This window comes from Serratia sp. D1N4 (assembly GCF_054552755.1).
Window position 1 is genome coordinate 1,922,132 of sequence record NZ_CM137274.1, and the last position, 13,122, is coordinate 1,935,253.

Genomic DNA, 13,122 nt, shown 5'->3' on the forward strand with positions numbered 1-13,122 from the left:
CTCTTTTAAGTGGGGCATATTTAACTGTATGTAATTACAGTGGTCAATGTTTTATGTTGGTTACAGTAAACATTATTCTGTAGCTTTAGATGAGTCTTTGTTTACATTATTTTGTTTAAATAAAGCATTTCTGAATGAATCGAGGTATTTTAGTGGATTAGGTGGCATTTTACTCTTATTAGAGAATGCGGTATCTCCAGACATATTCCAATCTTTGAATACATTGATAGCATCTTCCTTGGTTGCTGTTGAGCCATATATTTGCAAGAATAAGCGACCAAATGTTAGAGCATGTTGTCTATCCTTTCTTAAAATAGACTCATGTGTATAATTTCTTGAGTTTGAGAAACAGATATATGAAATCCATGAAAGCAAGGCAATTCCCAGCCCACCTCTGATAAATGTATATGCAATTGATGTTGGTGTGAGTTTTGTTAAATCTGAAATTGCTTCCAATCCATAAATAAAAGTACAGAATGCTGAAATAACGGCAGATATTGCTAATAATATACCGCCGATTGACCAGTAATTCGACATTCTCGTGAAGAAAATATCTGCATCATCAAGTTTCTGACTTACATCAATGACGTAGTCGGGGATTTTTTCATCTATTCGCTTTTGCTGAAACTTATTTTTTAATTCAGTGTTTTCTGTCGTCAGTATCTTTATTCTGTCACTTGTTTTTTCTTGGTTTTCTTCTAACTCTTTGAGCTTATCAATAGCAGAGTCATATTTATATACTATATCTTTATGCGCTTTTATGCTTCTCTTTAATTCGTTGTTTAATATAGAATTTTTATCATCTAATTCTTGAGATAAACTCCTCCAACTATCTATTTGTTGTTCTAAGTATGCATAGTTATCGGGCTCGTTTCTTGGGAATAAATCAGCACTATATTGGGATTTGTGTTTTTTTTCTATCGGTGGTAGGTCTTCAATTATTTTTTTATCTAACCCTCTTCTTAATAAGTGACTTTCAACGGTGTTAGTATCGTTCTCTTTTAATTTATTAACTAAGTAATTGAACTCATTTTTGGATAACTTATCGTTTTTCCATGAGTAATCTACTATTTTCATGAGCTCTGAAGCTCTTTCGCTAGCAAACTCAAACATTTTTCATCCTTACATTATCTAGTTTTATTTTTATATCGGACTGCAGCAAATTATAATCTTAGCAACTACACTTAGCTCTTCTACTAAACAACAAAATGAAGACTTTTCATCGGACACATTCACTTTATTTCCAGGTATTCTTACAAGTTCCCGAATACTTATATTGCCATCGATATCCACAAGCCAAGTACCATCATAAACTTCATCATAAGTTTGAGTGGCGATGTACTGAGTTGAGCCGTCTATCAAGACAAGCGGGCTTTTAATTCCTTCCGGTAAAAAAGCTTTATCAAGAAGCAGTGTCTCACCAGCGTGCAGTTGTCTTCCCAACAGTTTCTTACTTGGTACAGCCAGAGCATTAGGTGCTGAAACCACTGTTTGCTCGAACATCTCACCTTGTCCGTATGTTAGCCACCGCAATGATGCTCCCGTATCTAAGGCACATTTTAGGACGTACTCCGCAGGAAACGCATTTCGCAGTTGTCTGTTAGCTAAAGCGCTAGCGGTGATATCAAGTGCTTCGCAAAGTGCCAGCTTTGTCTTGAGACCGTAGGCAAGGAGCATTCTGTCAATTACAGCTTTTGTATCCTGATTAATCATTTGAATCTCTTTTTGAGATAAAATCATTGACCATCTTAATGCAAGATTGTAAATTCAATCTCGATAAGAGATTTTGGCGCTTATCACCACTTAACACGACCCGCCACAGGTCATCAGAGGATCTTGCACTATGCATAAAAACATTTCAATCACGGTGCCTACGCCCCACGTAACCATAGAAAAGTACTGTGAACTCACAGGGTTATCGAAAAATACGGTTGACGATATGTTGGCCGATGGTCGCCTATCTTCATACCGTCACCGCCTGGGAACCGGTGGAAAACGGGAGAAAGTGCTGATCAACATGGTGAAGCTTACTTTGAATGCACTCTCATAATGTGAATTTTAAGTGGCTGTTTGGGATGTTGCCAGACGCAAAAGGGGAGAGAAATGTTTGATTTTGAAATATCGAAACATCCACATTTTGAGATGGCCTGCCGTCAATTCGCAATCCGTCAAAATCTTGTCCGTGTTGCTGAACAGATCAAGATGAAACCACAGATGCTGCGTAACAAGCTAAACCCAGAACAACCACACCAACTGAGTTGTGCTGAGCTATTGGCGATTACTGATGCTACAGAGGACTCAAGCCTGATTGATGCACTGTTGGCGCAGTTGAACTGTTTGCCTTCTGTGCCAGTGAATGAGGTGTGTGCGACGAATATCCCAACCTATGCACTGAAAGCAACTGCTGCTGTGGGTTCTGTCGCTGCTGCTGCCGTAGAGGGCGACCACAAATCAGAGTCCCGCAAGTCTGCTTTGCTGGAAAGCGTCAATACTGCGATCCGCCATCTGTCACTGATCGGGTTGACCGTTCAAAACCGCATCCAATCTACCCCGGCACTGGCCTCTACCGTTGATGTGATCAGCGGTCTGGGTGTTGTCGCGGGCTTAAGTTGAAGGGGACGTTATGCCTATCTCCATTGCACCACTGTTAAAACGCCAAAGCCCATCACGCCATTTTGAGCATGGCTTTATGGAACTGCCGAGCGGCAAACGCTGGCGGCCAACGCACTGTCAGGCTCCTTTGTTGCGCGGGTTGTCATCGGCGCACAAGAAACCACTGTTGCACCGCGTGTTCTGCCGTTGATTGGGGTTGATATGTTACTGGCAACTGAAGCTCAAAAAACTGTCGCGCTCAAGCGTATTTCCCAGATTAAACGGGAACTGTTTGCACATAAAAAGAATCTGGCACAAGAGGCGTTTGATAAATCGCCAGAGCACATCCGCAAGACACTCTGTTTTCATGCCGAGCTGAAAGCCCGCCATGTGCAAATGACGTTTGCCGAAATGAGCTATACCGAGCGTCAGAAAATTATCTGGGCGCTGAATGACCTGATTGATTTATCAAAAACCTTACCGCGATTTATCAGTAATGATGATTGCGAATTAAACACCAATTAACCCACCGCGACATTCTGGCGTAAACCCGCCGGGCATCGCTTTGCCTGAAATAAGGAATAAACATAATGAATCAACAACGTATCGGCCTGGATAGCACCAATGAACTGGAGCAGGACAAGATTGTCGTGCTGCTGAATACCGCCCGTCTGGATGAACGCAAAAATCAGGCGGAGCTGGCCGCCGCCCGCTTGGTGCGTCTGGCTGCGCACATTACAAAAAATGACCTGACCACGGTCGAGGCGGTGGAGTTGCTGCGCCAAGAGGCGGAAGCCATCGAGCATCGCGCGCAGGAGCTGCACTGATGGCCGATCTTATGGATATCGCACAAGAGCGTCAGGCGCTGATCCTGGAAGCGCAGATCGCCAACGCCCGCTCATCGTCCACGATGCCCTCGGCATTCTTCTGTGAGGATTGCGACGCCCCAATTCCGTTAGCCCGCCGCGTTGCGGTTCTCGGCGTCGAGACCTGCGTGAGTTGCCAGCATATCCGCGAGGCACAGCGCCGTCATATTGCGAGGAATCCATGACCGGTTATCTCATTGCAGTCGGTTTGCTGTTGATGGCCGTAGGGCACTTTTTGGCCGCCGACTTGAGCGATCTGCACAGTGCCCGCCGCCTGAAAACCCCTAACCAAGAGTAAGGAGCCAGCATGGCATCACAACTGTCATTCATCAGTAACGGGAAAGCGCGCGTAGTCAATCAGCAGGATATTGCCTTTAGCTACCCGTCGATCATCAATAGCGCGGAAACGTTCATTGTGCTGCGCAATGGTAAGCAATACCGGGCCAGAGAGGTGAGGGTGGCCCCGCGCACCGAAGGCAATCCCTGTTCCCCCTGCAATGAGCGTTACTGCGGTAACTGCGCCCACGCTAACGGTGCCAAAGTTCAATGAGCCCAGCGGCACCCGCCTATGTTTACCCCTGGAATGCACCGCGCCCGGCGATTGCCGGGCCGGTAAGACCGCTTACCCGTGAGCAACACGCTCAGGGGCAAGCTGTTTTACGCAAGATCCACGCACTGCCGCGTTTCCTCAGTTCGCTGTTCCTCTCTCGCCATGACTATCTGCTGAAAAGCCGAGGGCTGCATGAGGCCAACAAGTGGCTGATGCTGCAATTTGACCGCCGTATCTGGCCGCGTATCCAGACCGTGAATGACAAGAACGCGATGGATATCGAGGCATCACAGTGCTTTATGTTGGAGCGGGAGAACTACGCCAGTTTGCCGGGGATGGATGATAAAGCGCTGAAGCGTTTTGCTGACCGCATCGCCGGGCAGTTGATGCAGAACTATGAGCGGTATTGCGAGGCATTTCTGGCCGAGAACGACGGCGATAATACCGGCCTGTTGGAGGATGCTACCCAGGCGACGTTTTATGCGCAGGTTGCCGGAATGGCCCGCGCCTTCAATATCACCCCGATGCATTGGCGCAAATACCGTAAAGGCAAACTGGATACGCGGTCAGCGGTAGCCAGCCTGTCACGGCTGGTGAATGCCGAGTGGTGGGAACGTCAGCTCAAGGCCCAACGCACCCGCTGGCGTGAGGCGTTGCTGATTGCGGTTGGCAATGTGAACCGGGGTGTTTCCGCCTATGCCAGCAAGCAGGCGATCCGCGAAGTGAAAGCCCGCCGCCAGTCCAACCTGGATTATCTGAACAGCCGTGAGCTGGAGAACGCCGACACCGGCGAACGCATCAGCCTGATCGACAAAGTGCTGGCGAGTATCTCTAACCCGGAGATCCGCCGGATGGAGTTAATGGCGATGATCGCCGGTGTCGAGAAAGCCGCCGCTGAGTCGGGTCACAAAGGGCTGTTTATCACCATCACCACGCCGTCCAAATACCACCCGACGCGCACCCTCGGCAAAACCCATCCCAAGGTGCAGTTTAATCATAATTGGGATGCGGAAGCCTACACCCCCAAAGATGGCCAGCGTTATCTGGTGAAGTTGTGGAGCAAGATCCGCACCGCGTTTAAAGATAACGACCTGCAAGTGTATGGCGTGCGCGTGGTTGAACCGCATCACGATGCGACGCCGCACTGGCACATGATGCTGTTCACCAGCAAAGCGCAGCGCCAGCCGGTGATCGACATCATGCGTCGCTATGCCATGGCCGAGGATGGCGACGAACGCGGCGCAGCAAAGAACCGTTTTGACTGCAAGCACCTCAATAAAGGTGGTGCGGCGGGCTATATTGCGAAGTACATCGCAAAAAATATCGATGGCTATGCCCTGGACGGTGAACGCGACCACGAAACCGGGGAACTGCTGACCGAGACCGCCGCCGCTGTTACTGCCTGGGCGTCAACATGGCGTATTCCTCAGTTTCATTCTATCGGCCTGCCTTCCATGGGCGCTTACCGTGAGTGCCGCCGTATCCGCTCCATCAGTCTGGCTGATACGTTTGACGACAGCGTTGAGGCTGTTCGCGCTGCTGCTGATGCTGGGGACTTTGCCGCCTATATCCTGGCGCAGGGCGGGGCCAATATCCCCCGCAAGGAACAGACCGTGCGTGTGGCGCGCCGTGTTGCCGATGAACTCAACACCTATGACGAAGAGGTGCAAAAGGTGGTCGGCATTTTCGCGCCGCACCTGGGCAGCACACACATTCATGAGACCCGCACCACGCAATGGCGGATTGTCGCCAAAGCCGTTGACCTTGAGGGCTTGACCTTAAAAAGCGCCTCTGGCGCGCCTCGGAGTCCTGTCAATAACTGTGGGTGGGTCGGTAGCGGTGAAGCAACAAATCCGCAGAATAGTGAGCCTGTCGACGACGTGGCGGTGCTCGAGCACGCACCGGAAACCGTTATTGACTGGCAGGACATGACCGTGACACGGTCGGTTATGGCGCGAATAAGGGCCAATACCCCGCAGGTGAACCGATCTCAACGCAGTCGCGATGCTTATCGGGGGCGCACTGTGGCTCCTTCTGCCCGCTTAACCCCGGCGGAGCGTGACAGATTACCTCAGATTTACTCAGCGCTGGCACAACAAAACATTAAGGCCGAGCGTTGGGAACTTGAAGCCCTGGTGCGCGGTGCCAAAGTGAAATTCGGTGACATATCAATGCAATATGAACCGGTTAAGGATTGGGCAAGCTTCGAATAATGGGTTGCGCGATCAAAATCAATCAGTAATACTGTATATAAATACAGTTAACGTGTCGGAGGAAAAGGGTGCATCGGCAAGATATTGAAGAAGTGGTGATCCTGGAACGCATTGAACTCATCGCCCGCCTGGGAGTGGGCTATGAGAGTCAAGCGAGAGATAAAGAAATAGCACTGATATGGATTTCAGAATTGGCGGGTGAGATGAAAAACAACCTCAGCCCGGAAAACGCCGCTGTGATTAAGCAGCTTGCTACAGTTTAGTAATCCATGGCAGGTCGCATGATGAAAAGAGAGATCCTTTCTTCAGCCTTGGACGAGGCGTTGAAAATGACGAGCAAGGGCTGCCGGATTAAGACGGGGGATTTTATCCAGGCAGCCGCAAAGCAGGGTAGGCATGTGACGCCTGAAGAGGTGAATGGCTATATCCTGCACCAGTCCGGCCATACTTTCAGGATGATTGAGGCGGGGCGCAATCAGCACAATATTTACCTCATGCTTTGCTAGTTGGGCTGTGCATGCATTGAGTGCATGAATTTGCATGATGATCCTGTGCGATTTTTACCCCCGTAGCGCCAGCCCTGGCGCGGATCGCGCCGGATCACGCAACTGCATGAAAAGCGACACATGAAGCGGGCAGGCGAGGCGGGGATAGCATTGCGCGCTTCCTGTTGCATAAATCCAAGAACATGATTAAATGCATAACGTAGTTGAGTACTCTAACTATAAGTTCCATTTAGGTATTGGATGTCTTTCTGGTCACAACTAATGGTGAGCAAATGAGTGAAGGATTAGTTACTTTTTTCAAATACAAAAAGCTAGGATTTCATAAGCGTGGAGATGACTACTACGAGCCATTAGATATGGCTCAGATGCTTGAATCCTTGCACTCTTGGTTTTTGACAAGGACTTCATTAGCCGATACTTTACTTTGGGATGATGAAACACCAGGTTACTCCAGTAGGAAAAAAGTTTATCTAAAATCCATTGAAAAAAATGAGGATACTGGTGATTACATTGTAATATTATGGCGAGCTATAGGAAATGGGAATGGTGTATATGGTATACGTTCTGATTCTGCCTTGAGTGATACCCGTTTATATAGTGCAGATGACGAGATTGATGGTGAATCAGTAATTTGGGGTGAGCCTGCATACTATTGGTTTATTCCTTCAATTGGAATTTTCTCATCAATTAAATTTCATAGTTCAATCTCTGACACAGAATTAATGAATCGCTATTTACGTGATTTCATGGAGTTACATAGTACAGTTAGGCAAAAACGCAGGGAATTAAAAGAGGGAAAACAAGGTAATTACCTGAGTATTTCATTTGTATCGAGTTTAGGTGATAACCTCTGGCTCAGGATTTACAGTGAGCAATATACAAAGCTAACAAACGAAGCAGACCTTGGAAGAATTGCTAGTCAGATCACTCACTTTGTTAAAAGAGATGTTATAAGTGCATCAGTGCAACCTGATCCTTCATGGACTAGATATTTCAGGGGGCTTCCCTTCATTTCTAGCCAAGTGACAAGAGATTCACGAAAAATTGAATTATCAATTGAAGCCGCCCCTACAGAACAAGAATTACGCGGGATTTTTGAAAAATATAATGAAGATTATAATGTAATAACTGATAGTTGGACTAACTTAGGCTTCAAAAAAGAAGGAGTCGGTGGTATTTGCTGGCTCAATGAGTTTGTCGTAAAAAACACATTATTGGTCAGTGATATAAATCAATCTGATGATTCAGGCTATTATACAACCAATAGGCTCCATCGTGCTTTAGAACTTAGACGTGACGATTTATTGGCTGCTTTTACAACTACTGTCTCATCAGAATCAGTAGAACAAGCTAATGCTTAGTTGGTAAGGCTTATGAAAAATAAAAATAGAGAATTACTAAAATTTCTTCATATAATCCCTTTGGCTCTGATTCTATGGGTAAGTTACTCTTATTGCCAATTATTAAATGAAAAAGATGTTGAGCCTATTATATCAATCTTGCAGAATACATCTGTAATGATTTTCACAATAATGGGGATATGGATTGCTTATCTTTATCCGAATGCTATTCTAAGAATTACTCAACCATCAAAAGTCGAAGCTATTTTCTCTGAGGAAGATGACGATAGAGTGCAAGTAATTGTTGGGGTGGTTGTTCTTTCAGCAGTAGTTTTGTCACTACTAATGATTGGGGTTATAGCAAGACCTTTTATATTGAAATCTGAAATTTACAAATCCACCCCAGCTTTAATAAATGGAGTGGGTTTGTTTTCTTTACTTACTCTGAGCTATATCCAGCTTATTGGGGTCTATGTAGTCATAGCGTCAAATGTCAATTTTATAATTGATTTAAAAAATAAGAAAAATAAAAAGTCATTAAATGATAGATTGTAGTTTTTGGTTAACTCATGAGTTTTTGCGATTTTTTTCATGATCCTGTATAACGGGCAGTCTATTAAATGTGATCGTTTATACGGTCACCTAACTTAATAATAAAAAGAATCATCGCCATTAAGATAGTTCTTGAAATTCGTTTTTAATCTGAAGTGTGAGTCTAATTTTAATAAATCATTTTCTGAAAAAAAAGAGTGTTTTTATCATACCTAACCATTAAGTAATGGGCTTGCATTCTGTACTCTAAATAACTTAATTCACTCTAATATGGACGCTTTTCTTTTCTACAAAAAGCTTAAACCTCTTGACCAAGTTAACTCTCAACCTTCGTGGGTCTCCCTTGCTTACTTTTAATAGAGCTACCAATTCTCTAAGATCCATTAAATGGAAAAATGATCTAGTTTGTCTAAATGCTTTCATCAGTTCATCAGTTACTATTGTCCAATCCCCATAATGACTAATTTCTGTAACAAGAGCTATGCAATGATGAGGGCCACTCCTACCAACATCTAGTTCCTCACCACTTGCACTAGATATAATTTCCCCTCGACCTAAAGCGTTACACGCACCTACAAGTTGACCTATTGCAGTTTTGGCTTGGTTTTGTATCCCTTTCACGCGGCGATCTGATTTTCTTTGAATGCCTGAACTTATAACAGATAAATCCTTTGACTCTATTAATATACATTCAAGGTCATCAAAGGCTAGAACATCTGTAAGCTCACGTACTTTATCGCCAATTTTAACTCTAGGGGATTTGTAAATTGTGAGCGGGAATACGGACTCAAGGGAGGACCATATTGCTCTTTCTAACATTTCACCTTCATTAGGGTTATCTAATTCTATTGAATTACTCTCGTGCTGCCCAATAACTATGAGAGTATTAATGTTCCACCTCTCAGTTTTAATGGTCATTTTATATAGTTCAATCAATTCTGGATTAGGTTTGGCTCCGTCTTGCTCTATAGATAAGCGTAAGCAATCCATGGCATGATTACATTTGTCGTCAATCTCCCCTCTATACAGTGCGCCAGATTTTTCAAAAAATTTTTCTTCTACTCCAGTGTTGCCCAACTCGATAGAAAATCTACTCCAGCCGATACAAAAATCTAATTCATTAAATAAATAAACGATTGCTTTCTTTTCTTTTGTGAGTTTACGAGTGGCAACAATTTCTTCTTCATTGATGATGCACCCAGAAATAAATAGAGGTGTGTCAATCGTGTCGAATATACGTAGGGAATAACAAAGAATGTTATTTTCAACGCCAAGGATAACATCAAAATCACACCCTGTTATCATGGCTTTTATTGATGTTGTAGGAGCTTTAATCAATATTGCCAAGTCATTAACATCGTCTTGTGTAGGTACTATCCACATTGAGCCTCCTTCTGAGTACATGGCTTTCCTTACTCTATCACTCGGCATAAACATGGATTTTCCTTACTGTGTCTAAAAGTTAACTCACTGAAGATTTAGCTGTCTTTATAAATTACTTCTTCGATGATATCCCGGCTGATTCCTTTATGTCTATAGTATTTGTAATCAAAAAATCACAGCGCATGTTAAGTCCAATTCGTGCTGTAGTTCATTATAAAAAGGCATAATCTTTAAAGTTGATAATGTCTCTGCTTAACCAAAGGTTGATTTCCTTCATCCTCTCTTGCAACGGCATCAACTCATTCCTCACAAACACCTGGCTCGCCTTTTCCACATCCCCAAATCCCCCGGTATTGTTCGGGATGATCCCCATCATCTGCGGTGGGACGCGGTGCGCACTCAGCAGATCGTCACGGCTGGAGTTTTTGATATTGAAAAAATCATCCTTGGTAGCAACTTCACTCAACGGCAAAATCTTGATGCCGTCGGGCTTGCCGTTCGGCGCGTACATAAACAGGTTGCGGAAATTGCCCAGCCCTTTGGTGTCGCGCATCGCCTGCCGCATTCTGTCCACGTCACTGGTGCTCTGTGCCGCATCGGTCATATACAAGATGTAACCCGCATGCGCGCCGTTCTGGTAATACTTGCGGCGAAACAGCGTGGCGGCCTCGTTCAACCATGCGGAGTTCAACGCGCTCAGGTATTCCGGCAGGCCGTACAGTTCCTGGTTGATATCCGGTTCAATCAGGTGAAACACGCTGCCCGGTTCGAATTGGTGCGCCTCTTTCCAGTCCTGCACAAACCAGTAGGTATCCGGCTCCACACCCCGGCGGGTGTATTTGGCCGGGGAGCATTGCAGGTGCAACGGTTCCCCGAGCTGGTTTCTGCGCAGTTCCAGGAACGCGTTACCGAACACCAAGTAATCCAGCGCATAGCGGCTAAATTCCTGCTGGCTTAACAATGGGTGCGGAATAAAGGTGGAGGCCAGAATATTGCGCTTCACAAACATCGGTGAGCTGTGATGCACGGCGGCCCGCATACTGCGCGCCAGCCCGTCAAAGCTGATCGGCGGTTCGTACCATTTGCCGTTGCCGCAGCACTCCAGGTGGTCGAGGATTTCCCGTTTGTCCATCACCGGCGACGGCTCCCCAAAGGTAAACGCCTCCACATTCTGTGCGTTTTTGGGTGGGTTTGTGGGTTGTGTTGTGGTGGTCAATGCCTTGCGGCTCTTGCGTTTGCTCATCAGTAAAACTCCAAAATGTTCGGGCTGCTGTGGCCGCTCCCGGCGGTCAACGGTTCATTTAACAGGGCGTGCATGATGGCCCAGGCCAAATCGGCATGGCTGGCTTCCTCACTGCGGCTGGCGGTGTAGGTCGAGCGTGCGCCGCTGGCGGTCATGGTCTTGCGTATCGCCATAAACGAGGCGGTGATGTCGGTGTGGCTGGTGTCGTATTCCAGGCAACCGCGCCCGATGGTGTCCTTGGCTTTCAGCACCATCGCCGTCTTGATTTCCGGGGTGTATTTGATTTCACGGGCGGCGGGGAAGAATTCCCGCACCAACTGGAATACGCCTTGCCCGACGGTGGTCGCATCGATACCGATGTATTCCACACAGTATTTGTCGGTCAGGTCTTTAATCTTTTGGGCTTGGTCGGCAAAGTTCATCCCTTGCCACTGGTGGCGCTCCAGCACCCTGAACTTGCCCCCGGCTACCATCGGCGGGGCGATAACCGCACACCCGGCGCTGTCGCCGCCGTTGGCCTCCGACGGGTCGTAACCAATCCACACCGGGCGATAGCCAAAGGGCCGCACCGCATACGGGTTGACGTCGTCCCACTCTTCCAGCGTATCCACCATGCAGCCCTGCAACTCGGCGAACGGGAACACCGAGGCGGTATCGTCCACAAATTCGCACATCAGCAGGTTCTGGTATTCCGACGGGCTGTATTCCAGTGAAAGCTGGTTAAGGTCAAACAGGTTGCAGCCGCCGGTCAGCGCATCTTCCACCGTGACAATCTGCCGCCACTGTCCATCGCCGCACAGCACGCCTTTGGATAAGTGGCTGTGACTGAGGTCGAGTTGGAGGTGGTCGGCCTTGCTGCGCCGTCCCTTGTTGAACAGCTCCCCCGACCAGAACGGATAGGCACTGTGTGCCAGACTGGACGGGGTGGAAAAGTAGGTGGTGCGCCATTTCTTGTGCAGCGACATGCCGCTGGCGACCTTGCGCAGTTCCTGGAATTTGGGGATCCAGAAATATTCATCCAGATACAGGTTGCCGGTGTAACTCTGCGCGGTGCGCACGTTGGTGCCGAGGAACATCAGCCGTGCGCCGTTGGATAACACCATCGGGTCACCCTTCAAATCCACCTCGACCAACCGCGCAAAATCAATGATGTAATTGCGGAACACATGCGCCTGGGCCTTGGAGGCCGAGAGGAATATCTGGTTTCGTCCGGTGGTCAGTGCATCCAGCAGCGCCTCACGGGCAAAGAAGAACGTGGCCCCGATTTGCCGTGACTTGAGGATGTTGCGGATACGGTGTTGCAGCCCGGCGCGATACCACCCTTTCTGATAGTCAAAGGTGGAGTGCTGGAAAATGTCGCTCAGCTTCTCAATGGCCGCGTCACTGAACAGGTTGCGCTCAACGGGCTTGCGCTCCCCTTTGTTGCGGTTGGCGATGTTGGGGTTTAAATCCGCTTCGTTGCCGGTCTGGGCGTAGCGGTTGACCCGGGCCAGCCGCTCCACCTGTCGGCCCAACAGGTCAATCTCCTTAAAGTCGATGCCCTCCTTGTGGGTCTTCATGATGAGCTGGATTAACCGCGCTTCCAGGCTTTGCTCGACGCGGGATATCGGCGCGATGGCGTCCCACTTGTCGCGCAGCTTCCAGCTCTGCACGGTCGGGGCCTTGGTTTGCAGCGTGTCGGCAATCTGGCGCACAGAGAAGCCCTGCCAGTAAAGCAGGGCCGCCTGTCGGCGCGGGTCGCTGATGAGTGTCGTCGGTGTCGTGTTCATGCTGCCAAGGCTACGCAAGCCCGTTTCAACCCGCCTTAAGTCCCTGTTGTGCCTCGGTTCGTCCAACTGCAACGCGTTGAGCCAGCGGGCTGTTGTCCGCACACTGGC

17 protein-coding genes are annotated in these 13,122 nt (G+C 47.7%); 12 read left to right on the forward strand and 5 right to left on the reverse strand.

From position 1 onward, the window contains the following. Positions 1 to 72: 72 nt before the first annotated feature. Together ACX1CU_RS08225 and ACX1CU_RS08230 are read right to left on the reverse strand one after the other, a co-directional pair. Positions 73 to 1,113 carry a hypothetical protein gene (locus ACX1CU_RS08225; RefSeq protein ID WP_459402086.1) on the reverse strand — a complete coding sequence of 347 codons (1,041 nt, stop codon included), beginning with the start codon at positions 1,111 to 1,113 and terminating at the stop codon, positions 73 to 75. Positions 1,114 to 1,143: 30 nt separating this feature from the next. Next, the gene (locus ACX1CU_RS08230; RefSeq protein WP_459402087.1) at positions 1,144 to 1,713 is read right to left on the reverse strand and encodes a phage repressor protein CI; all 570 of its coding nucleotides are present in this window, start codon (positions 1,711 to 1,713) and stop codon (positions 1,144 to 1,146) included. A gap of 130 nt (positions 1,714 to 1,843) precedes the next feature. Between ACX1CU_RS08230 and ACX1CU_RS08235 the strand changes: the two genes are divergently transcribed. From ACX1CU_RS08235 to ACX1CU_RS08290, 12 genes are all read left to right on the forward strand, one after another. Continuing rightward, positions 1,844 to 2,050 (forward strand): MerR family transcriptional regulator, encoded by a 207-nt coding sequence (locus ACX1CU_RS08235; RefSeq protein WP_459402088.1) that lies wholly within the window; start codon positions 1,844 to 1,846, stop codon positions 2,048 to 2,050. Positions 2,051 to 2,103: 53 nt separating this feature from the next. Further along, positions 2,104 to 2,613 (forward strand): phage regulatory CII family protein, encoded by a 510-nt coding sequence (locus ACX1CU_RS08240; protein ID WP_459402089.1) that lies wholly within the window; start codon positions 2,104 to 2,106, stop codon positions 2,611 to 2,613. Positions 2,614 to 2,623: 10 nt separating this feature from the next. Next, complete coding sequence (locus tag ACX1CU_RS08245) at positions 2,624 to 2,803, forward strand: phage filamentation protein Fil family protein (RefSeq protein WP_459402090.1); 180 nt, start codon at positions 2,624 to 2,626, stop codon at positions 2,801 to 2,803. Between the two features lie 11 nt (positions 2,804 to 2,814). Then, complete coding sequence (locus tag ACX1CU_RS08250) at positions 2,815 to 3,117, forward strand: hypothetical protein (protein ID WP_459402091.1); 303 nt, start codon at positions 2,815 to 2,817, stop codon at positions 3,115 to 3,117. 65 nt (positions 3,118 to 3,182) lie between these two features. Continuing rightward, complete coding sequence (locus ACX1CU_RS08255; RefSeq protein ID WP_459402092.1) at positions 3,183 to 3,419, forward strand: DUF2732 family protein; 237 nt, start codon at positions 3,183 to 3,185, stop codon at positions 3,417 to 3,419. Further along, positions 3,419 to 3,643: a TraR/DksA family transcriptional regulator gene (locus ACX1CU_RS08260; RefSeq protein WP_459402093.1), complete on the forward strand. Its 225-nt coding sequence runs from the start codon at positions 3,419 to 3,421 to the stop codon at positions 3,641 to 3,643. Before ACX1CU_RS08255 ends, ACX1CU_RS08260 begins: the two co-directional genes overlap by 1 nt. A gap of 122 nt (positions 3,644 to 3,765) precedes the next feature. Next, positions 3,766 to 4,008: a hypothetical protein gene (locus ACX1CU_RS08265; protein WP_459402094.1), complete on the forward strand. Its 243-nt coding sequence runs from the start codon at positions 3,766 to 3,768 to the stop codon at positions 4,006 to 4,008. After that, the gene (locus ACX1CU_RS08270) at positions 4,005 to 6,221 is read left to right on the forward strand and encodes a replication endonuclease (RefSeq protein WP_459402095.1); all 2,217 of its coding nucleotides are present in this window, start codon (positions 4,005 to 4,007) and stop codon (positions 6,219 to 6,221) included. The genes ACX1CU_RS08265 and ACX1CU_RS08270 overlap by 4 nt, the downstream gene beginning before the upstream one ends. A 68-nt stretch (positions 6,222 to 6,289) precedes the next feature. After that, positions 6,290 to 6,484, forward strand: a complete 195-nt coding sequence (locus ACX1CU_RS08275) for a hypothetical protein (RefSeq protein WP_459402096.1) — start codon at positions 6,290 to 6,292, stop codon at positions 6,482 to 6,484. A gap of 18 nt (positions 6,485 to 6,502) precedes the next feature. Then, positions 6,503 to 6,727 (forward strand): hypothetical protein, encoded by a 225-nt coding sequence (locus ACX1CU_RS08280; protein WP_459402097.1) that lies wholly within the window; start codon positions 6,503 to 6,505, stop codon positions 6,725 to 6,727. 272 nt (positions 6,728 to 6,999) lie between these two features. Beyond that, the gene (locus ACX1CU_RS08285; RefSeq protein WP_459402098.1) at positions 7,000 to 8,088 is read left to right on the forward strand and encodes a hypothetical protein; all 1,089 of its coding nucleotides are present in this window, start codon (positions 7,000 to 7,002) and stop codon (positions 8,086 to 8,088) included. 12 nt (positions 8,089 to 8,100) lie between these two features. Further along, positions 8,101 to 8,622, forward strand: a complete 522-nt coding sequence (locus tag ACX1CU_RS08290) for a hypothetical protein (protein ID WP_459402099.1) — start codon at positions 8,101 to 8,103, stop codon at positions 8,620 to 8,622. A 252-nt stretch (positions 8,623 to 8,874) separates the two neighbouring features. On the opposite strand, the gene ACX1CU_RS08295 is transcribed toward ACX1CU_RS08290, so the two are convergent. From ACX1CU_RS08295 to ACX1CU_RS08305, 3 genes are all read right to left on the reverse strand, one after another. Next, on the reverse strand, positions 8,875 to 10,002 hold the full coding sequence (locus tag ACX1CU_RS08295) for a hypothetical protein (RefSeq protein ID WP_459402100.1): 1,128 nt from the start codon (positions 10,000 to 10,002) through the stop codon (positions 8,875 to 8,877). 211 nt (positions 10,003 to 10,213) lie between these two features. Next, entirely contained in the window at positions 10,214 to 11,245 is a 1,032-nt protein-coding gene (locus ACX1CU_RS08300) for a phage portal protein (protein ID WP_459402101.1), read from the reverse strand. Next, positions 11,245 to 13,014, reverse strand: coding sequence for a terminase ATPase subunit family protein (locus tag ACX1CU_RS08305; protein WP_459402102.1), 1,770 nt, complete (start codon positions 13,012 to 13,014; stop codon positions 11,245 to 11,247). Before ACX1CU_RS08305 ends, ACX1CU_RS08300 begins: the two co-directional genes overlap by 1 nt. Positions 13,015 to 13,122 lie beyond the last annotated feature (108 nt).